The sequence below is a fragment of the Dyella japonica DSM 16301 genome (assembly GCF_001010355.1).
Taxonomy (GTDB): Bacteria; Pseudomonadota; Gammaproteobacteria; order Xanthomonadales; family Rhodanobacteraceae; genus Dyella; species Dyella japonica.
In genome coordinates this window covers 20,038-39,509 of the sequence record NZ_JPLA01000027.1, presented here as the reverse complement: position 1 = coordinate 39,509, position 19,472 = coordinate 20,038, and the positions used below count along the sequence as shown (strand labels likewise).

16 protein-coding genes are annotated in these 19,472 nt (G+C 64.5%); 7 read left to right on the top strand and 9 right to left on the bottom strand.

Annotated elements, in window-relative coordinates:
• The first annotated feature begins 31 nt into the window (after window positions 1–31).
• Window positions 32–2,497 carry a sensor domain-containing protein gene (locus Y882_RS11035; protein WP_046972004.1) on the top strand — a complete coding sequence of 822 codons (2,466 nt, stop codon included), beginning with the start codon at window positions 32–34 and terminating at the stop codon, window positions 2,495–2,497.
• A gap of 55 nt (window positions 2,498–2,552) precedes the next feature.
• Here the strand turns inward: Y882_RS11035 and Y882_RS11030 are convergent, their stop codons facing one another.
• The 5 genes from Y882_RS11030 to Y882_RS11010 all read right to left on the bottom strand — a co-directional run bounded on the left by Y882_RS11030 (window position 2,553) and on the right by Y882_RS11010 (window position 6,565).
• Window positions 2,553–3,002, bottom strand: coding sequence for a GNAT family N-acetyltransferase (locus Y882_RS11030; protein WP_046971965.1), 450 nt, complete (start codon window positions 3,000–3,002; stop codon window positions 2,553–2,555).
• Window positions 3,003–3,012: 10 nt separating this feature from the next.
• Window positions 3,013–4,410 carry a nitrogen regulation protein NR(I) gene (gene ntrC, locus Y882_RS11025; protein ID WP_046971964.1) on the bottom strand — a complete coding sequence of 466 codons (1,398 nt, stop codon included), beginning with the start codon at window positions 4,408–4,410 and terminating at the stop codon, window positions 3,013–3,015.
• Window positions 4,403–5,416, bottom strand: coding sequence for a two-component system sensor histidine kinase NtrB (locus Y882_RS11020; protein ID WP_046971963.1), 1,014 nt, complete (start codon window positions 5,414–5,416; stop codon window positions 4,403–4,405). Before Y882_RS11020 ends, ntrC begins: the two co-directional genes overlap by 8 nt.
• 130 nt (window positions 5,417–5,546) lie before the next feature.
• Window positions 5,547–6,221: a type 1 glutamine amidotransferase domain-containing protein gene (locus Y882_RS11015; protein WP_046971962.1), complete on the bottom strand. Its 675-nt coding sequence runs from the start codon at window positions 6,219–6,221 to the stop codon at window positions 5,547–5,549.
• A 152-nt stretch (window positions 6,222–6,373) separates the two neighbouring features.
• Complete coding sequence (locus tag Y882_RS11010; RefSeq protein ID WP_046971961.1) at window positions 6,374–6,565, bottom strand: hypothetical protein; 192 nt, start codon at window positions 6,563–6,565, stop codon at window positions 6,374–6,376.
• Window positions 6,566–6,758: 193 nt separating this feature from the next.
• On the opposite strand from Y882_RS11010, the gene Y882_RS11005 reads away from it, so the two are divergent.
• Together Y882_RS11005 and Y882_RS11000 are read left to right on the top strand one after the other, a co-directional pair.
• Window positions 6,759–7,748: an aldo/keto reductase gene (locus Y882_RS11005; RefSeq protein WP_046972003.1), complete on the top strand. Its 990-nt coding sequence runs from the start codon at window positions 6,759–6,761 to the stop codon at window positions 7,746–7,748.
• 212 nt (window positions 7,749–7,960) lie between these two features.
• The gene (locus tag Y882_RS11000; RefSeq protein ID WP_046971960.1) at window positions 7,961–8,641 is read left to right on the top strand and encodes a class I SAM-dependent methyltransferase; all 681 of its coding nucleotides are present in this window, start codon (window positions 7,961–7,963) and stop codon (window positions 8,639–8,641) included.
• Window positions 8,642–9,161: 520 nt separating this feature from the next.
• Here the strand turns inward: Y882_RS11000 and Y882_RS10990 are convergent.
• Both Y882_RS10990 and Y882_RS10985 read right to left on the bottom strand, forming a co-directional pair.
• A complete protein-coding gene (locus tag Y882_RS10990; RefSeq protein ID WP_046971958.1) occupies window positions 9,162–9,614 on the bottom strand; it encodes a fasciclin domain-containing protein in 453 nt (150 codons plus the stop codon).
• 249 nt (window positions 9,615–9,863) lie between these two features.
• The gene (locus tag Y882_RS10985) at window positions 9,864–11,408 is read right to left on the bottom strand and encodes a glycoside hydrolase family 30 protein (protein WP_046971957.1); all 1,545 of its coding nucleotides are present in this window, start codon (window positions 11,406–11,408) and stop codon (window positions 9,864–9,866) included.
• A 481-nt stretch (window positions 11,409–11,889) separates the two neighbouring features.
• Here Y882_RS10985 and Y882_RS10980 point away from each other — a divergent pair, with 481 nt between their 5' ends.
• Window positions 11,890–12,402, top strand: coding sequence for a PepSY domain-containing protein (locus Y882_RS10980; RefSeq protein ID WP_052949916.1), 513 nt, complete (start codon window positions 11,890–11,892; stop codon window positions 12,400–12,402).
• 65 nt (window positions 12,403–12,467) lie between these two features.
• Here the strand turns inward: Y882_RS10980 and Y882_RS10975 are convergent, their stop codons facing one another.
• The gene (locus Y882_RS10975) at window positions 12,468–13,376 is read right to left on the bottom strand and encodes an alpha/beta hydrolase (protein ID WP_046971956.1); all 909 of its coding nucleotides are present in this window, start codon (window positions 13,374–13,376) and stop codon (window positions 12,468–12,470) included.
• A gap of 195 nt (window positions 13,377–13,571) precedes the next feature.
• Here Y882_RS10975 and Y882_RS10970 point away from each other — a divergent pair, with 195 nt between their 5' ends.
• A complete protein-coding gene (locus Y882_RS10970) occupies window positions 13,572–14,474 on the top strand; it encodes a LysR family transcriptional regulator (RefSeq protein ID WP_046971955.1) in 903 nt (300 codons plus the stop codon).
• A 13-nt stretch (window positions 14,475–14,487) separates the two neighbouring features.
• On the opposite strand, the gene Y882_RS10965 is transcribed toward Y882_RS10970, so the two are convergent.
• Window positions 14,488–15,714, bottom strand: coding sequence for an MFS transporter (locus Y882_RS10965; RefSeq protein ID WP_046971954.1), 1,227 nt, complete (start codon window positions 15,712–15,714; stop codon window positions 14,488–14,490).
• Window positions 15,715–16,004: 290 nt separating this feature from the next.
• Between Y882_RS10965 and Y882_RS18915 the strand changes: the two genes are divergently transcribed.
• Together Y882_RS18915 and Y882_RS10955 are read left to right on the top strand one after the other, a co-directional pair.
• Window positions 16,005–17,654: a serine hydrolase gene (locus tag Y882_RS18915; protein WP_162207413.1), complete on the top strand. Its 1,650-nt coding sequence runs from the start codon at window positions 16,005–16,007 to the stop codon at window positions 17,652–17,654.
• Window positions 17,655–17,730: 76 nt separating this feature from the next.
• Window positions 17,731–19,467, top strand: coding sequence for an aspartyl protease family protein (locus Y882_RS10955; RefSeq protein WP_046972000.1), 1,737 nt, complete (start codon window positions 17,731–17,733; stop codon window positions 19,465–19,467).
• Window positions 19,468–19,472: the final 5 nt, after the last annotated feature.

Genomic DNA, 19,472 nt, shown 5'->3' with positions numbered 1-19,472 from the left:
GCGGGGGGTGCGCCAGCGGGCCGAACCGACGATGCGCGAAACCGATCACGAGTTCGTCCCAGCAGGAGGCGAGGCGCATTGGCCCGCCCACGTGCTGGATGGCGCGCCCGCTTTGATCACCTATGTGGATCGCGATCGGCGTTTTCGCTTCGTCAACGCCACCCATCGCACCTGGCTGGGCATCGAACCCGCACGCATGATCGGTCGCACCGTCGACGAAGTGATCGGCATGTGGAATCTCGAGCGCGCCGGCGCCTGCCTTGAACAGGCCCTGGCCGGCGAAGCAAGCGTCTACGAAGGCGAACTGTTTGCCGGCGCCGCGCGCTGTTATGTGCACGGCAACTTCCAGCCGGACGTGGACGACGACGGCCACGTGCGCGGTGTATTCACCGTGTTCACCGACATCACCGCGCGCCATGCGCTGGAGCTGCAGCTGCGCGAAAGCGAGCAGCGCTTTTTCGGCGCCTTCCAGCACGCGCCGATCGGCATGGCGCTGGTCACCACCGAAGGCCACATGCTCCGCGTCAATGCGGCGCTATGCGAGATGCTGGGCTACAGCGAACAGGAACTGCTGACGCGCGCTCTGCCCGACCTCACCCACGTCGACGACCTGCCCGCCTCGCGCGAGCTGTCCCGCTCACTACGGGAGGGCCGGCGCGAGACGTATCAATTGGAGAAGCGCTACATCCACCGCGACGGTCATGTGGTGTATGTGCTGCTCAGCGTGTCGCTGGTGCGCGCGATCAACGGTGAGCCGTATCACGCCGTCGCGCAGATTCTCGACATCAGCCAGCGCAAGGCGTACGAGGAAGCGCTGTTCCGCGAACGCGAGCTGGCCGAAGTGACCTTGCGTTCCATTGGCGACGCGGTCATCACCACCGATTTGAGGCATTGCGTGACCTCGCTCAACCCGATCGCCGAAGCGATGACCGGATGGAGCCAGGCCGAAGCGGTGGGCAAGCCGATGAGCGAAGTGTTCCGCCTCATCGACAGCCGCACACGCGAGCCGCTGCACAGCCCACTGCTCGATGCCATCACGCGCGACGCCATCGTGGAACTGAAGGGCAATGCCGTGCTGCTGCACCGCAATGGCTTCGAAACGCCGATCGAAGATTCCGCCGCCTCGATCCACGATCACGCCGGCAGTGTGATCGGCGGCGTGCTGGTGTTCCACGACGTGAGCGAAACGCGCGCGCTCGCGCTGAAGATGGCGCACCTGGCGCAGCACGACACGCTCACCGGCCTGCCCAACCGCAGCCTGCTGCAGTCGCGCCTGGAACAGGTGCTGGCCGCGGCCGTGCGGCGCCAGGACGAAGCGGCGCTGCTGCATATCGACATCGACCACTTCAAGCTGATCAACGACGCGCTCGGCCACAGCGCCGGCGACGATCTGCTGCGTGCCTTCGCCGCCCACCTGCGCCATCACCTGCGCAACGAAGACACCGTCAGCCGCATCGGCGGCGACGAGTTCGTGGTGCTGCTGTCCCACGTGGACGGCCGCTCCGGCGCCAGCCAGCTGTGCGAGAAGCTCATGCGTCTGTGGCAGGCCTCGCCGGCCAGCAAGATGGGCGAGTTCAACATCACCTATAGCGTGGGCATCAGCGTCTATCCCGATGATGCGCTCGACGCCGAAGCGATGCTGCGCAACGCCGACATCGCCATGTACGAAGTGAAGATGAAGGGTCGCAACGACTACCGCTTCTTCACCTCGCAGATGAGCGAGCTGCCGGCGGCGCGCCTGCGCATCGAGCAGGATCTGCGCAAGGCGCTCAAGCGCGGCGACCTGCATCTGCACTACCAGCCCAAGGTCGACGCGCGTACCGGCGTGATTGTCGGCGCCGAAGCGCTGTTGCGCTGGCAGGTGGATGGCCGCGACGTGTACATGCCCGATCAGTTCATCCCGGTGGCCGAAGAAAGCGGCCTGATCGTGCCGATCGGCGAGTGGGTGATCCACCAGGCCTGTCGCCAGGCCGGTGCGTGGTATCGCGCCGGCAAGCCCATCGTGGTGGCGGTGAACGTGGCGGCGCCGCAGTTCCAGCACCCGGGTTTCCACGCCACGCTCAAGAACGCGCTGGACGAAGCGCAGCTGCCGCCATCGCTGATCGAACTGGAACTGACCGAACGCATGGTGATGTCCGCCGGCGACCAGAGCCGGGCGCTGATGCAGGGCATCAAGGATCTGGGCGTGAGCCTGGCGCTGGACGATTTCGGCACGGGCTATTGCAGCCTGTCCTACCTGAAGTACTTCCCCATCGACGCGCTGAAGATCGATCGCACCTTCGTGCGCGACATCGCCACCGACGCGGACAACGCCGCCATCACCGATGCCATCATCACCATGGCGCGCGGCCTGGACATGAGCGTGGTAGCCGAAGGCGTGGAAACGGCGGCGCAAGCGGAACATCTACGCCGTGCCGGCTGTTCACTGCTGCAGGGCTTCCTGTTCGGCACGGCGATCCCGCCGGAACAGTTCAGTCAGCAGCTCCTGCCCGCCTGAGTAACACAGGGCCACGATCCCCTTGTAGGAGCGCACCCTGTGCGCGACCAGCCCTTCAGAACTCCGCTTCGTACATAAAGTAATGACAGCGCTCCATGCCCAGCCCCGCATAGGTACGCTGCGCCCGCTCGTTCTCCGTCTCCACGTACAAACGAAGACCCACCGCACCCGCCTGGCTCGCGCGCTGCTTCGCATCGTCGTACAGACTGCGAAACACCCCTTCCCGGCGAGCCGACTCCACCACGTACACACTCTGGATCCACCAGAAATCGCCCGCGCGCCAGTCACTCCATTCGTAGGTCACGAGCAGACAACCGACCGGCTCGCCGGCGCGTTCGGCCACCAGATAAAAGCCGCGGCGCGGTTCGTCGAACACCGCCGTCACGCCCCGCCCGATCACGACCGGCGATAGCGCCTTCTGCTCGGTCTCCCACGCCATGGCGGTGTTCCACTGCGCGATATGGGCGATGTCGTCGCGGCTGGCGATGCGTATCTCGATGCTCATGCGGAATCTCTCAAGGCTTGGCAGGTCCGCGCGTGCGTGACGCGCCGAGTTTGCGGGTCAAGGTATTGCGGCCCACCCCCAGCGCGGCGGCCGCGTGCTGTCGATGGCCCTCGTGCGCATCCAGCGCCACCTGCAGCAGAGTCTGGTCCAGTGCGGCGCGGGCGCGCGTGTGGATGTCGACCTCGCCATCGGCCAGGGCCTGCGTCACCCACTCGCGCAAGGCGTCGGTCCAACCACCGGACGAACTGCTTGAGGCACCCGCGCCCAGGTCCGAAGGAAGAATCTCGTTGCCCGGCGCTATCACCGCCAGTCGGCGACAGAGGTTTTCCAGCTCGCGCACGTTGCCGGGGAAATCACGCTGTGCGACCGCCTTGAGCGCCGCCTTGGAAAACCGCTTGGGCGCGAGCTGCAGCTCCTGCGCGGCAGCGGCGAGGAAGTGCCGCGCCAGCAGCGGGATATCCGCGCGGCGCTGGCGCAGCGGCGGCAGCTCGATGCGCACCACGTCAAGGCGATGCTTGAGGTCGGCGCGGAACTGGCCCGCGGCGACGCGCGCATCCAGGTCCTGGTGGGTGGCCGCGATGATGCGCACGTTGCCGCGGATCAGTTCGCGGCCGCCCACGCGATAGAACTCGCCGCCTGCCAGCACGCGCAACAAGCGCGTCTGCAAGGCCAGCGGCATATCGCCGATTTCATCGAGAAACAGCGTGCCGCCTTCGGCTTGTTCGAAACGACCGGCATGGCGTCGCGTGGCGCCAGTGAAAGCGCCCGCCTCGTGCCCGAACAATTCGCTTTCCAGCAGTTCGCTGGGAATGGCTGCCGTGTTGAGCGCCACGAACGGTTTGCCGCGACGCGCACTCTCATCGTGCAGGGCGCGCGCCACCAGCTCCTTGCCCGTACCGGTTTCGCCGGTGATCAGCACGTTGAGGTCGCTCGCCGCGACGCGACCGATCAGACGGAAAACTTCGCGCATCGCCGGGCTATCGCCCAACAAGGCATGCGTGGGCGCAGGTGCTGTATCGGGCGCCGTCGTCGAGGTCGGCAGATCCGCCAGCGCGCGCTGCACGGCGGCCACTGCCTGATCGAGATCGAACGGTTTGGCGAGATAGTCCACTGCGCCCGCGCGATACGCCGCCGCCGTGGTCGCCACATCGGTAAAGGCGCTCATCACGATCACCGGGCCCAGGCCTTGCGCCTTCCATGCGGCAATCAGGGCCAGTCCGTCCTCGCCCGGCATGCGTACATCGGTGAGCAACAGGGCCGGCGACGATGTGCGCAGCGCCTCGCGTACCGCCTCCGCGTCGCCAAACTCGCGCACGTTGAGGCCGGCGTCGCGCAGCGCTTCGGCGAGCACGAAGCGGATGCCGCGATCGTCGTCGGCAATCCAGATCTCCTGGGCTGATTCAGTCATGCGCGTGGCCCATAGGCAGATAGAGAGAGAACGTGGTTTCGCCAGGGCGACCCACATGGCGCAGCTCGCCGCCGTGCTCGCGCGCAATCTCGCGCGCCAGCGCCAGGCCCAGTCCACTGCCATCGGCGCGACCGGACACCAGCGGTTCGAACAAGGTATCGCGCAGGTGCTCGGGCACGCCCGGTCCGTCGTCGACCACATCGACGCGCAGCGCCATGCGCGCCATGCGTTCGCCCAGCCTTACCGACGGTTCGGCGCGCGTGCGCAACAGCAGCGTTCTTGCACCCGCTTCGACCGCATTGCGCGCCAGGTTGAGCAGCAACTGCAGCAGGCGGTCGGCGTCGCCGTAGATATCGGGTAGGCTCGGGTCGTAGTCGTGGCGCACCGTCGGCGGCTGCGCTTCGGCCAGCAGCAGATCGCCAAGGCGCTCCAGTTGCACGTGGATGTTGACGTCGCCCAATTGCGCAGCGGCGCCGTCATGGTGCAACAGGCGATTGGCCAGGGCGGCCAGCCGATCGGCTTCGGCGATCACCAGGCCAGCGAGGCTGCGCAGCTGTTCGTCTTCGACGCGCCGCTGCAGCAACTGCGCCGCACCGCGCAAACCGGCCAGCGGGTTCTTCACCTCATGCGCAAAGCCGCGCAGGGTGGCCGAGAGCGGCGTGGCCGAAGGCGCCGGCGGCGCCAGCGCATGCACTTCGAGCAACAGCTCGCCGGAGGCCAGGCGCTGCATCGATACATCGACCCGCGCCATCTCGCCGCGCGCCGAGGGGATGTCGATGCCGCGCAACTGATGCGGCGAGGGTTCCTGCAGGGCGCGACTGGCGAGCGCCATCCACTCCGGCCGATGCAGCAACACCCCCAGCGACTGCCCAACGGCACTGCGGGGACCGATATCCAGCAACTCCGCCAAGGCCGGATTCACCCACAGCAGGCGCAGCCGCTCATCCGCCAGCGCCATCCCGGTCGCCAACGGCTCCGCCCACCCACGCGCTGCCGTATCGTTCATTGCACCATCATGGACAATGCGCCGGCTTGGTGCAATGCCGCATGGGGCGGGGTCGGTGTGGGGGCCGAGCCCCCGGGCGCACATCTCTCGGCGCCGTGGGCTCGGCAAAGGCTTTCTGCCGCTGGTGAATCTATTTGAACAGCGCCATGAGAGCCTGCGCGCCGGCCGTCGAAGAGGCTGGGTTCTGGCCGGTGACGAGGCGACCGTCGGTCACGGTGAACACTTCCCAGTTGGCCTTCTTCTCGAACGTGGCGCCAAGCTTCAGCAGCTCGTCTTCGACCAGGAAGGGGACGACGTGGGTCAGTTGGACTTCTTCTTCTTCGCCGTTGGTGAAGCCGGTGACGTGCTTGCCCTTCACCAGTGGTTCGCCCTTGTGCTTGACGTGCCGCAATACGCCGGGAGCGTGGCAGACGAAGGCGATGGGTTTGCCGCTGTCGTAGAACGATTCGATCAACTTGATCGAGACCGGGTCTTCGGCAAGATCCCACATGGGGCCGTGGCCACCCGAATAGAACACGGTGTCGAAATCCTTCGACGAGACGGAGTCCAGGCGCGATGTGTTGGCCAGCACATTCAGTGCTGCCTTGTCCTGCTTGATGCGAGTCTGCGCAGGCGTCTGGTTGTTCGGGTCATCGCTCTTGGGATCGATGGGCGGCTGGCCACCCTTGGGCGACACGACGGTCACCGATACACCGGCGTCGGTGAAAACGTAGTACGGCGCCGCAAATTCCTCCAGCCAGAAGCCGGTCTTTCTTCCCGTGTTTCCGAGTATGTCGTGTGAGGTGAGTACCATCAGTATCTTCATGCCGTAACCCTCGTTAGCTGCGACCAAGATCTGCCATCTCGCCCGATGGATGGGCTTCCACGGCGGGCGATCATGCTCGATGGGTCGGTTGTTCGGACCCCCGGCCGCAAAGATTGCCCCGGCTACTCCATGTGGTCTATCGAGCTTTGGTATCAGTTTTCGTTCGTGCGCTGATCGAGCATCGCGTGGCGAATTGCGAGGTGCGAAATCCGGTGTGCGCGTCGATGCATCGTGATGATCTTCCCGCTATGCAGTGATGTCTTTGCGAAAGCCATCGCAGGCGCGATCTCAGCGCCGCGCAGAGACAAATGCACACGCGTGCGGGAATGACGGCGGCGATTCATTAGCCCTCCTTATAGGGGCATGCCGTTTGCCCCCACTAATCAGCCGCACCCCGCGCCCTTAGATTGCTGGCCACGTAGCCAGCGCGCACCGTCCACCGTAGACACAGAAGACTCCATGGCGACGCGGGACGGCGCCAGGCCTGCCGTGGAGAGCGATGCAAGCAAGGCATCGCAGCATCAACCGGAGAACATCATGCAAAAGCGTCAATTGGGTACAAGTGGTTTGCAAGTCTCGGCCATCGGCTTCGGCGCGATGGGCCTGAGCGCCATCTATGGACCGCCGACCGACACGACCGAGGCCATCGCCCTCCTTCGCGCGGCGTTCGAACGCGGCGTCGACTTTTTCGACACGGCGGAGACGTACGGCCCCTATGTCAACGAAGAGCTGCTCGGTGCGGCGGTCGAACCTTTTCGCGATCAAGTGGTGATCGCCACCAAGTTCGGCTTTGAATTCGGTGCCAACGGCCAGCGTCGCATGAACAGCCGGCCGGAGCACGTCAAGAAGGTGGCCGAGGAGCAGCTCAAGCGGCTGCGCACGGATCACATCGATCTGCTTTATCAACATCGCGTCGATCCGAACGTGCCGATCGAGGACGTCGCGGGCGCGGTCAAGGATCTGATCGCCGAGGGCAAGGTCAAATACTTCGGCTTGTCCGAGGCCAGCGCACGTACCGTCCGCCGCGCGCACGCCGTGCAGCCCGTGGCGGCATTGCAGAACGAGTATTCGCTGTGGTGGCGCGAGCCCGAGGCGGAGGTGTTGCCGACGCTGCAGGAGCTGGGCATCGGCTTTGTTCCCTTCAGCCCGTTGGGCAAGGGCTTCCTCACCGGCGCGATCAACCAGGACACGAGCTTCCACAGCACCGATATGCGCAACGCTGCATTCCCGCGCTTCTCGGCGGAAGCGCGAGCAGCGAACCAGGCCTTGGTGGACGTGCTGGGCGACATCGCTTCGGCCCGCAAGGTGACGCGCGCGCAGATCGCTCTCGCCTGGTTGCTGGCGCAGCAGCCGTGGATCGTGCCCATCCCCGGAACGACCAAGCTCCATCGCCTCGATGAGAACCTCGGCGCCGCGGACGTTCGCCTCAGCGCGGCTGACCTGAGCGAAATCGATCTCGCCCTGGCCAGCATCACGGTGGTGGGCAACCGCTACAACGAAGCGATGGAGCGGATGGTCGATCGCTGATCGGTTTTTCGAAGCTGCCGTCTGCTATGTACCGCCGCAACGGTCATCCGTTGCGGCGGTGTCGCGCGCGAGTGATGGATCGACGAAGTAGCCGCACTGCCGCCAGTGAGTGCATGAGACTCAGCTCCGAAAATCCGTAGCTTTCGCCGTGTACGCTATCGACGCTTTGGTTCCACTCCCCGTCCCCGTCCCCGTCAAAAGCAGTGTTATCCATGACCAAGCCTTCTGCCCCCCTCGACTCCGAGCACGGCGCCGCCGTCTATTCCGATCGCGTATTGAAGATCTATGACCGTTGGGTCCTGGGCTTCTCAAACAACTACGCGTGGAAGTGCCCGACGGATGCTGTGCTGCTTCCCTTTTTCCGGCAACACCTGAGCTCCAATCACCTGGATGTCGGCGTAGGTTCGGGCTACTACCTGGCGCATAGCTCGGGGCAACCCGGGCAGAAAGTCGCGCTGCTCGATCTCAACGACAACAGCCTGAGGGCAGCTGGTTCGCGCATTGCACATGTGCAGCCATCGCTGGTCCGCGACGATGTGTTGCATCCCGCGGGCGCACTCGGCGGCAGGAAGTTCGATTCCATTTCGCTGTTCTATCTGCTGCATTGCCTGCCAGGAACCATGACCGAGAAGGCGCGCAAGGTGCTTTCCACGCTGGTCCCTCACCTGACCCCGGGCGGCGTGCTGTACGGCGCGACCATTCTGGGTGAGGAGGCGAACCACAACTGGCTCGGTCGGCGGTTGATGGCGCTTTACAACCGCAAAGGCATTTTTGGAAACCGCCACGACACCTTGGCAAGTCTGCAGTCGGTACTCAATGAATACTTCGCCAAGGTCGCTGTCTGGCAGGTGGGAAAGGTGGCGCTGTTCAGGGCTGAAATGCCGCTGCCCTAAAAGAGAGGAGCACGCGAAGCCGTGCTCTGGCAGGGCCGAATGGGCTAACGCGAGACCGCTTCCACCGCGGCGCGTACCCATCGGCGGCGCAAGTCGGTGGCTCGCGACAACCAACTCTTGCGCATCACATGCAGCGCATGCAGTTCTTCGATCGATGGCGCGTGTCGATACGCACCTCGCCGGAACGGCCGGAAGAAGTACCCCAATCGCGTGACGGCGCCGAGGATCATCGACCGCCGCCGCGTTTGAGTCGTCGCGCTGCTTCCATCGCTGCCGCCAGCTGCTGCCGCTGAGACATCACGGGAGAGAGCTGTTTGTACGGCTCACCGAACATGTGATCGAACAGATCACCGATGGACTGGATAAGCTTAGCTAGCCGAGAGGGTCGGGACGTGTAGCGAAAATGGCCAGCCATGGTAGTCACCTTGAGTTTTGAGGACGCGCCCAGGTGGACGCGAATCCCTGCCGGCGTGCCGACAGGTGCTGTGGTGGGGACCTGCCCCACCACAACCTGTACTGGTTAATGCTTGGTGGGTACGTTCACGGTGTCGATCGCATGGATGATGCCGTTGCTCGACGTGATATCCGCCTTGGTGATGGTGGCTGCGCCAATGCGCAGCTTGTCGCCGTCCTTGGTGACCGTCGCCGTCTGGCCTTGCATCATCTTTGGTGTGGTGAGCTTCTCGACGTCTGCGGCCGATGCGCGACCCGGCAACACGTGATACTTCAGCACGGAGATCAACTCCGCCTTGTTTTCCGGCTTGAGCCAGTTGGACAGCACGTCCTTGGGCAGTTTCTCGAACGCTTCATCCGTGGGCGCAAAGACGGTGTAGGGGCCGGTGCCCTTCAAGACGTTGGTAAGTTCTGCCGCTTCAAGCGCCTTGCCAAGGGTATCGAAGCTGCCGTTGGCAGCCGCTGTTTCGACGAGGTTCTTGCTGCTAACGCGAGACACGTTGCTATCGTTGGTGGACATGAGTATTTGCCTTCAGTGAAGACCCGCAGGGCGGATCCAGAGCGGCCGAAACCGCAACTCCGATACAGATCGGAGAAATACTCAGATGGCGTTAGGGAGAGGACCGCGAGGCTGAGACGCCTGCCAAGGAGGAGACTTTCTATCCTGGCGCCCATGCAGCATGCACGTGTAGTTGTTACGTAAGGGTGATGTGGCTGCGCGCCGTCCTCATGCCAGTGGGCGAGCCATCCTTCCCCAACGCGACGTCGATCAGCGGGACCGTTGCAGCCACTCGAGCGCACGTCGCAGCCACGCGTTCGCCTGGTTGGGGTTCCACACCAGGGTCGCCACGCTGCGCGGTGGCATGGCGTAGTCGAAACGGGTCTGGCCTTCCGCCACCGAGACGTTCCGCGCACCCTCACCGCTATTGACCATCACCAGCACGATCGATCCGTCATTGGGATTGAGGAAGGCCACGTTGTCCAGACCCTTCTCGGTGGCCGTGGAGTTGATGCGCAGCGCGCCAGGCGGCACGAACCGACTGAAGTGGGCCAGCGCGTAGTACTCGTCGTTGCGGCTCACCTCGCCGGTGGCCGAGTCGATCGTCACCACGCCCTTGCAGGCGTCGCAGCCGCCAAAATGCGGGCCGTGCTTCTCGTCCAGCACCAGGTTCCAATAGATGACGCCGCGCGCCCACTGCCGGATGCCTGCGATCAGCAGGTCGCGCGAGAACCACAGCAGCTCGCCCTTGCTGGCGGATGCCCAGTCGCCGCCGGAACACTCGGTGATGTAGGCGTCCTTGTCGGGATAGGCGCGGTGCACGCGGCCCTGTGCATACGGGCTGCCTTCGTAGCAATGCCAGGCGACGCCATCGATGTAGCGTGCCGCCGCAGCGTCGCCCAGCACAGCCAGGGGCTGCTCCGGCGCATTCCAGTTGTGGTCCCATTCCAGGATCCGCGTGTTCGAGTGGCGGCTTGCCAGCTTGGGACCCAGGTATTGCGCGACGATGCGTGCCCGCGTGGCCGCCGGCATCTGCATGCCGGGATAGGTGATCGGTATGAAGCCGGGTTCGTTCTGCAGGGTCAGCGCGAAAATCGGGATGCCATAGCCGCTGTAGGCATCGAGATACTTGATCAGATAGTCCGTGTACGTCTCTTCGTACTGCTCGAGCAGCTCGCCGCCGATCAGGTTTTCGCTGGTCTTCATCCAGGCCGGCGCGCTCCATGGTGTGGCCACGATCTGCAGGTCCGGGTGGATGGAAAGCACTTCGAGCACCGTCGGTATCACGTCGCGCAGATTGCTGGTGATATTGAAGTGTTCCAACGACGGATCGGTCTGACCGAACGGCACATCGTCCAGCGTGTAAGGCTTGATCGAAAAATCCGAGGCGCCGATGGTCAGGCGCATCATGTGGAAATTGAGGTTGGGCGGCGGCCCATACAGCTCGTGCAGCAGCGCGCTGCGTTGCGTATCGCTGAGGTCGTTCTGCAGCAGCCACGCCGAGGAGTCGGTCATCGCCGCGCCAAAGCCCACCATGCTTTGATAAGTGGTCTGCGCATCGATGACCACGTCGGCAGGCGCCGAGCCGCGGGCGCGCATCGCCAGATCGGGTTGCCGCGCCAGCTTCAGGCGACGGTCGGCCGTGCTGAGCCACAGCTCGACCGCAGGCAGCAGTGACGGCGCGGCAGGCGCAACGTGGGCGCCCACCACCGGGCGCTCGAAGCGCGGCGCATAGAGGGCAGTCAGGGTGAGCAGCGCAATCAGGCCGACGGGGACAAGTGCGGCCCACCTGGATTCCGGTCGATGCTCATCCATGGCTCACGAAAAACCCTACGCTCGCGCTGCAGTTCAGTTGGATCACGAAACTCCCGGGTTTGCACATCAACACAAGATCCTGCCCGATCACGACATCCGCATGGGATTGCTTGCTCCAGCACCCCGGCACGACCCCGATGCCATGCGCGCAGCATAGCGAACCTGCGCCGATTTGACTGTGGCCGAGTGCATTGAATGGCCAGCGCAAAGGCTTGTCGATCTGTGCGGCTCGCTCTCTCGTCAAGCCCGGCATGCTGTCAGCAGGCTGCACGTCGCGTCTTTTCAATGATGGCGCTGCACGAGGACGCCGTGGTCCGTTGGCGCGCATTCATCACCTCGCCCCGTCAGGTCACTGAGCGCGGTGTACAGGCCTTTATTTCATGAATCGACCGTAAGTGTCACGGCCGGCTTCACGCGCCCTTTGACTCAACCATGCGCGCGCCGGCGGCACGATGCGCCGCCAACAGCAAAGGAGTTCATCATGATCAAGCGCATGCTTCCCCTAATGATTGGACTGGCTGTTTCCAGTGTGGCGTCCGCGCAGACGATGCCTGCCACGGCGCAGTCGACGACCAGTGCCACGACCCAGACGACCCAGACCACCACGGTGACGACCTGGAGCAATCAGCCGCCGACCGGTGCGTTGACCGAAGAAGCGATCAAGACCTCGATCGCCAATGCCGGCTACAAGGAGGTCAAGGGCCTGGCCTTCAAGGACGGTGTGTGGCGCAGCGAGGCGCGCGGCGGCGACAAGAAGTGGGTCAAGCTCTCGGTCGGTCCCGTCAGCGGCAAGGTGTACCCGGCCGATGCGCCGTCCAAGCTCAACGAGAACGAAGTCAATGCACAGCTGGCGACGGCGGGCTTCCAGAACGTCAAGCACGTGAAGTTCGCCGATGGCCTGTGGAGCGCCGACGCCAAGAGCAAGCGGGGCAACGATGTGAATCTGCTGGTCGATCCCACCGATGGCAGTGTGGTGGCCCGCTCGCGCGACTGACGCGTCTTTGGGATTGCAGTGAACGATGGAACCCGGCGTCATCACGACGCCGGGTTCTTGCTGTCTCAGCCCTGGATCACGCCGATGGTCCGCAACCAGACCTGCACCAGTTTCGGCCAGTCGTTGATCGGAAACTCCGGATGCTGCATGCCGAAGGCGTGGCCGCCGTGCGCATAGATGTGCAATTCCGTGGGAACGTCGGCGTCCTTGAGCGCGGTGAAGTACACCAGTGACTGCTCGACACCATCCACCTGATCATCCTCCGCCTGCGCCAGGAAGGTTGGCGGCGTGTCGTGGGACACCGGCACATGGGGATTCAAGCTGTTCTGCTCGGTGGCGAGATGGCCCGGGTAGATCGCCACTGCAAAATCCGGGCGGCTGCTTTGCTTGTCGGCCTCGTCCACCGGCTTGTACAGCTGACGCTTGAAATTGGTGCTGGCTTCGGCCACCAGATAGCCGCCCGCGGAAAAACCCAGCACGCCGATCTTGTGCGGATCGATATGCCATTCGGCGGCGCGCGAGCGCACCAGCCTCAGCGTCCTCTGCGTGTCCTGCAGCGAGGGCACCGACAATTGGAGGTTGTGCGGGCGACTGTCGGTTTGCCAGACATAGGGAATGCTTGGCACGCGATACTTCAGCAGTACACAGGTAATGCCTTGCGAGGTGAGCCAGCGGCAGACGTCGGTGCCCTCAAGATCGATCGCCAGTATCTGGAAGCCACCGCCCGGGATCACCACGACCGCCGCGCCCGTGTTGACACCCGTGGGCGTGTACACCGTCATCGTGGGGCGGGTCACATTGGTGATCGCACCCTTGGTCAGCTGTTCGGGTCCTGGCACCGGTTGCAGGCCCGGCGCCGCGCCCGGCCAGATCGGTATTTGCGTATGACCTTCTGAAGGCTGCCAAACGGGCGCTTCTGCATAGGCGCTTGCACTCGCGGCCAGCAAACACGCGGCGATCATCCCCATCTTCATGGTGCTTCCTCCCTGTTGGCGCTCGGCCACGTCATTCGTACGCGACCCGATGCGCGATCGATCCCAGAGTGACCACCATGCCCATCGCATCGGGCCATGCGCGGCGGCGCCTGTGGAATTTTTCGGGCAATGCGTTCGCGATGGGCAGGTGACCCGATGGCATAATCGGCCTGCTCCTATTAGGAGGCCTAATGAATGGCATCGGCGAACTTCAACGACCTGGCGGCTTTTGCGCTGGTGGCGAAAGAACGCAGCTTTACCCGCGCGGCGGCCAAGCTGGGTGTTTCCCAATCGGCGCTTAGCCAGACCATCCGCGCCCTGGAAGAACGGCTGGGCCTGCGCCTGCTCACCCGCACCACGCGCAGCGTATCGCCCACGGATGCGGGCGAACGCTTGTTGCAAACCATTGCGCCGCGCTTCGAGGACATCGAAACCGAACTGGCCGCGTTGAGCGAGTTGCGCGACAAGCCGGCGGGCAAGATCCGCATCACCTCGTCCGAACGTCCGGCCATCACCATCATCGCCCCGGCATTGGCCAGGTTGCTGGCGAAGTATCCGGACATCCAGGTGGAAGTGGTGATCGATTACGGCCTCAAGGACATCGTTGCCGAACGCTACGATGCAGGTGTACGGCTGGGCGAGCAGCTGTCCAAGGACATGATCGCCGTGCGGATCGGTCCGGACCTGCGCATGGCGGTGTTTGGATCGCCGTCGTACTTCAAGCAGCATGCGCGCCCGCGTTCGCCCGGCGATCTCACTAGGCACCGCTGCATCAATCTGCGGCTGCCGCCCCACGGCAGCATCCTGCCGTGGGAGTTCGAGAAGAACGGCCATGAAGTGAAGGTGCAGGTGGAAGGGCCGCTGGTGTTCAACAATCGCGCCATGCGCTTGCACGCGGCGCTGCATGGGCTGGGCCTGGCGTATATGCCCGAGGACGAAGAGATCAAGACGCACATCGCCGAAGGCCGCCTGATCCGCGTCCTGGCCGACTGGTGCCAGCCCTTTGCGGGCTATCACCTTTACTACCCGAGCCGCCGGCACCCGTCGCCGGCATTTACCTTGCTGGTGGATGCGCTGCGCTATCGCGGAAAAAAGTGAAGGGCTGCGTTGCTCAGCAGGCCTCGGCGGCAACCGTCGCTACGCTGCGGCGATCCATCGCCGCGGAAACCGACCACAGCAGCAAGCCGCCCAATGCCAGACCGCTGCCCACCCAGCCGGGCGAGGTCCAGCCATGGCCGTGCGCGATCGCCAGTCCGCCAAGAAAAGGGCCGAGCGCATTGGCGGCGTTGAAGGCGGAATGGTTGAGCGATGCGACAAGGCCCTGGGCGTCGCCGGCCACATCCATCAGTCGGGTCTGCAGCACGGTGCCCAGCGCACCACCGATGCCGATCAGGAACACCGTGGCACTGAGCGCCCACACATTGCCCGCAGTGAACGGGAAGATGGCGAGGATCAGCGCACTCCACAGCAGCAGGCCACCGGCCGTGCGCATCAGCGCGCGATCGGCAAAGGCCGGGACGATCACATTGCCCAGCGTCATGCCGATGCCGAACACGCCCATCACCCAGGGCACGCTGTCGAGCGACATATGCGTCACGTGCAGCAGGATGTCGGCGAGATAGGTGTACACGGCGAACATGCCGCCGAAACCGATCGCGCCGATGCCCAGCGTCAGCCACACCTGCGAGCGCTTCAGCGCGCCCAGTTCGCGCAGCGGACTCGCCTTGGCGTCGGCCGGCGTATCCGGCGCAAAGGCCAGCACGGCGCTCATGGTCGCGACACCCAACAAGGCCACCAGCGCAAAACTCCAGCGCCATCCCACCGCCTGACCAAGCCAGCTGGCCAGCGGCACGCCCACCACCGTGGCGCAGGTAAGGCCCAGGAACATCTGGCCCACCGCACGCGTGCGCCGATTGGCAGGCACCAGCGAACTGGCCACCAGGGCGCCCACGCCAAAGTAGGCGCCGTGCGGCAGGCCGCTGAGAAAGCGGAACAGCAGCATCCAGTGGTAACTCGGCGACAGACCGGTCAAGCCGTTGAACACGGTGAACATCGCCATCAGCAGCACCAGCAGACGGCGGCGCGGCAGGCGCGCACCGAGCACGGTGATCACCGGCGCACCGACCACCACGCCCAAGGCATAGGCACTGATCGCGTGGCCGGCCGTCGGCGCGTCGATACCCAGCCCCTGCGCGAACAAGGGCAGCATGCTCATGGTGGCGAACTCGGTGGTGCCGATGGCAAAGCCACCGACTGCCAGCGCGAGGATGACCAGTCCGACGTGGGGAACGCGTACAGGCGGCGTGCCCGGAGCGAGGGCGGGGGAAGAGGCGGACATGGGGACTACTCGGGCCGTGGGGCGGCGCAGTGGTGCGCTGCAGCAAGCGATCGTAGCGGCTATCCCCCGGCGTTGCCAGCCTGAGAGCCTGGCGAGTGGCGACCTGCTGCCGCCCAGAGTTGGGCGAAATCATCGGACAAAGCGCACGCATCGCCGCTTCATGCATCGCAAGAAAGCACGACGCATTTCATGCATAACTCGTCTTGTCCGCTCAACGCGAGGCTGCCAAAGTCCGCGCGCGGTGGTGCGAGCGCTGGTTATCCGTGTCTGACTCACTCAAGGGAATGTCCATGAAACGGCTTTGTTTCGCATTGAGTTGCCTGCTTGTCACGACGGCCGCCTGGGCAGACGCGCCGCAGCTCCCTGCACGCGTGGCGCAAGCCGTGCAGCAACGCATCGACGTCGGCGAATATCCGGTCGTCGTGATCGGCGTGGTCGATGGCGATCGCAGTGCGGTCTATACCTACGGCAAACTCGATGGCGGTCGCGCGCCCGATGGCGACACCGTGTTCGAGATTGGTTCGATCACCAAGACCTTCACCGCGACCCTGCTCGCGCAGCAGGTCATCGCCGGCAAGCTGCAGCTCGATCAGCCGGTCGCCACGCTGCTGCCAGGCTTCACGGTGCCGACGCGCGACGGCAAGAGCGTGACCCTGGGCAATCTTGCCTCGCAGAACTCCGGCCTGCCGCGCATGCCCACCAACTTTGCTTCGGCGAACCCCAACGATCCGTTCGTCGACTACGACGCCGCCAAGCTGAAAGCCTTCCTGGCGTCGTACAGCCTGCCGCGTGATCCCGGCGCGAGCTACGAATACTCCAATCTCGGCGTCGGCCTGCTCGGCTACGCACTCAGCGTGCATGCGGGCAAGAGCTACGAGCAGCTGCTGCAACAGCAGATCTTCCAACCGCTGGGCATGCATCACAGCACCAGCGTGCAGGATGACGCGCTGCGCGGACGCCTTGCACCCGGGCATGGCGGCAAGGATCAACCGGTGGCGAACTGGCATTTCGACGTGCTGGCTGGCGCGGGCGCCATCGTCAGCACCGCCGACGACATGCTGCGCTATCTCAAGGCCAATATGGGACTGCAGCCCTCGCCGCTCTACCCCGCCATGCAGCTGGCGCAGACGCCGCGTGCCGACAGCCCGATTCCGTCCGAACGTCTGGGCCTGGTATGGATGGTGCGTCACAGCGCCGGCGGCGACATCATCGAACATAACGGCATGACCGGCGGCTATGCGAGCTACCTCGGCTTTACCGCCGATCGTCGGCATGGCGTCGTGGTGCTGACCAACAAGAACGTTACCGTCGATGACCTTGGGCAGGCGACCTTGCTGCCCGATGTCGCGCTCGCTCCCGCGCACAAGCGCATCGCCGTTACGGCGCAGGAGCTGGAAGCCTACGACGGTGCGTATGAGCTGCACCCGGGATTTGAGATCACTGTCTTTCACAAGGGCGATCAGTTGATCACGCAGGGCACCGGCCAGGCACCGTTCCCGGTGTATGCCAGCGCCAAGGACGAGTTCTTCGCCGACGTGGCCGAGATCAGCCTGAGCTTCCAGCGCGACGAGCATGGCAAGGTCAACCAGCTGGTGCTGCACCAGCACGGCGACCATGTCGCCCCACGCGTTGGCGCCCAGGTGGCCGACGCCAAGGTGCCGCAGTCCGTTACCTTGGACGCCACCACGCTGGCGAACTACATCGGTCACTACCAGCTCACCCACGATGCCGTCATCGACGTCACCGTCAAGGACGGGCAGCCCTTCGTGCAGCTCACCGGGCAACCGGCATTCCCCCTGTTTGCCAGTGCCAGGGACAAGTTCTTCCTCAGCGTGGTGGATGCCAAGATCGACTTCGAACGCGACGCCAGCGGCAGGATCGTGGCGCTGACGCTGCACCAGAACGGCGTCGATCGCCGGGCGCCTCGCATCGAGCAGTGATCGCAGCTGGCCGCCGTTCTATGCTGCGGCCAGGGCCAACGGGGGGTGAGGCATGAGGATGCTGCGGCTGGGCTGCATGGCAATCGGCGTCTTGCTTGCAGGGCAAGCCTGGGCCGAGGACTGCCATCTGAAGGACTACGGCACGCTGCCCATCGAAATGGTGGGCAGTCGCGCCACCACCATGGTCAAGATCAATGGCACCGACACGCGCTTCATTCTCGATACCGGCGCGTTCTTCAACTTCATGTCCAAGGCCAACGCCGCATCGCTGGGGCTCAAGCTGCAACCGGCGCCGTTCGGTTATCGCATGGGTGGCGTGGGCGGCGAGACGAATGTGCAGCAGGCACACGTCAGGGAGTTCGGCATACTCGGCACCACGCTCAACAATGTCGACTTCATTGTGGGCGGCACCGATGTGGGCGATGGACTGCTTGGCGCCAACCTGCTCGACTTCGCCGATCTTGAGCTCGATCTCGCCCACGGCAAGGTGACGCTGTTCAAAGTGGAGCACTGCGAGAAGACCTCGCTCGCCTATTGGGTGAAGGACGGCAAGTACAACGTCGCGGATCTTGAACCGGCCGAGATGGGGTTTGACCGGCGCAGCTTTCTCACCGTCACCATCAATGGCGTAAAGGTGCGGGCGGTGCTGGACTCGGGTGCGGCAGCCACGCTGTTGAGCCGCGATGCGGCACGACGCGCAGGCATCGACGTGAAGGCGCTTGGCGTCAAGGCCGGCAGCAGCACCTTCGGCGTGGGCGCCAAGCCGGTCAGGACCTGGACCGTGAATATCGATACGTTTTCGGTCGGCACGGAGACGATCCAGCACAGCCAGATGATGGTGCTCGACGGAAATTTTGGCGACAAGACGGAGATGCTGCTGGGCGTGGACTTCCTGCTCGCCCATCACCTGTTCATCGCCAACAGCAAGAAGAAGGCCTATTTCACCTATAACGGCGGACGCGTATTCAGCTTCGCCAGCGCAGCAGACGAAGAAGTCCCCAAGCCGGCTGATACCGCGGCCGACGAGAACGGCTCCAACAGCGCGAGGGAGCACGCCTTGCTCGGCCAGGCACACCTGTCGCGCGGCGAAGCGAAGGCCGCCGTGGCCGAACTGGATCAGGCGATCCGCCTTGCACCCGATCAAGCCGCTTACTACGTCGCGCGTGCGCGGGCGCAGATGGCAGACAAGCAGCCGGAGGCAGCACTCGCCGATCTGGACAAGGCGCTGAGCCTGGACCCGAAGAATCTCGATGCGTTGCAGATGCGCGCCGAACATCGCTACGCAACGAAAGAACTGGCGGGAGCGGCCACCGATGCAGCAGCGGCCGCCGCGCTCGCGCCCGCGGGATCGGCCCGGGCACGCTCGATTGCCGCCCTGTACATCAAGCTCGATGAGCCAGCCGCCGCCTTGCCGCTGCTCGACGACTGGATACGCCTGCACGACAACGACGCCATGCTGGGATCGGCACTCAACGAACGCTGCTGGGCGCGCGCGCTCAGCAACCAGATGCTCGACGACGCTTTGAAGGACTGCCGCAAAGCGATCAAGCGCGATGGCGCGGATGCGGCCTATCTGGACAGCCTAGGTCTGGTGCAGTTGCGGCTGGAGCATTACCCGGAATCGATCAAGGCCTACGAGCAAGCCGTCGCGCAGAGCCCGGGTTCGGCCTGGTCGCGCTACGGACTGGGCCTGGCGAAGATCCGCAGCGGGCAGACGGAAGCGGGCAACGCCGACCTGGCAGCCGCCCGCACGCTCGATCCGCAGATCGAACAACATGCCAGCAAGTTCGCCCTGGCCGTACCGAAACCCTAGGCCAG